The organism is Psychrobacter sp. 1U2 (genome assembly GCF_051847575.1).
This window is the reverse complement of sequence record NZ_JBPYDC010000369.1, coordinates 1-1,157: the sequence shown is the minus strand read 5'-3', so window position 1 is coordinate 1,157 and position 1,157 is coordinate 1. Positions and strand designations below refer to the sequence as shown.

1 protein-coding gene is annotated in these 1,157 nt (G+C 44.3%); it reads left to right on the top strand.

Annotation, left to right across the window (positions count from 1 at the left end):
- Positions 1–42 precede the first annotated feature (42 nt).
- Positions 43–1,157 (top strand): DNA translocase FtsK 4TM domain-containing protein (locus tag ACS8FD_RS15880; protein WP_439276559.1); only part of this gene is annotated, 1,115 nt, incomplete at its 3' end.

Here is a 1,157-nt window from a genome sequence, read left to right as displayed (position 1 = left end):
GAGTATTTAAAAAAAGGGATATTTACCTTTCTTGGGATAATTTTGGCCGTTTATTTGTTCGTTATTTTATCGACCTATACCGGCAATGATCCTAGCTGGTCGCATATTAGCAGTGATATGACGACGATTAATAATATGGGCGGCTCAACAGGCGCATGGTTGTCTGATCTGTTCTATAGCTTTTTTGGCTTTGGCGCTTGGTGGCTACTGGCTTTTTTAATCTATGAATCTATCTTGATTTGGTGGGACAATAAGCCGACGTTTTGGTTGCTACGCTTGGTGGCTTATGTCTTTTTAATACTAAGTAGTAGTGCCTTGTTTGCGCAAATTGTTGCTCTAGTACAGCAAGTTACAGACCCTATTGCATCAGGCCTTGAAGGCGTTGCAGGCGGCATCATCGGGCTTGAGTTGCAAGCACGCCTGACGCAGCTATTATCGCAGTGGGGAAGTGTATTGTTTTTGGCAGGGTTTGTCGGTATCACTGCGGCGTTTGCGTTCAATATTCATTGGCATAAGTTATATGGTAAGCTTATCGATTTGTCATGGCTTGGCTCAGGTGTCAAAGATAATAGTGTTCAGCATATCTACAGTCAGCAAGGCTCTGATAATACAGCATCTAACGACGAGGAAAACAGCGCAGCTCATAAGTTAGCTGCCAGTACTAACAACCGTACAAGCACTGAACGTAAAGCGAAACAAAGTGCCGATGGCTACGAGCAACTACCCCTCGAGCTACAAACCGCTGGCGTAAGCCATACGCCAGATAATAATAGTCGCTTTAGTCATGCGCTAACGGATTTTTTGGCCAAGTCAGGACTTGGCGCTAGCGTCAAGGCGACTGTTGCAGCCAATGCTGCTGAGTCTGCTACAAATCAGGCTACTATGTATGACAGCTCGCAAGCATCAGCTCCTATATCGAATAACCATACTGAAAACGCTAATAATAAGACACAAGTAGTAGCACCCACTATGCCTACTCGTAAAGTTGAACCTAGCTTTGCATGGAATGATGCTGGTACGGTCGATGATTTATTGGCCACTGAATCTGAGAAAGATCAATACGTATCAACGCCGATGCCCGCTACAGATCCTGTTATATCTGCACCTGTAGAAACTCATGTAGATTTTGAGCAAGCAGTAGAATATGACGATAGAGC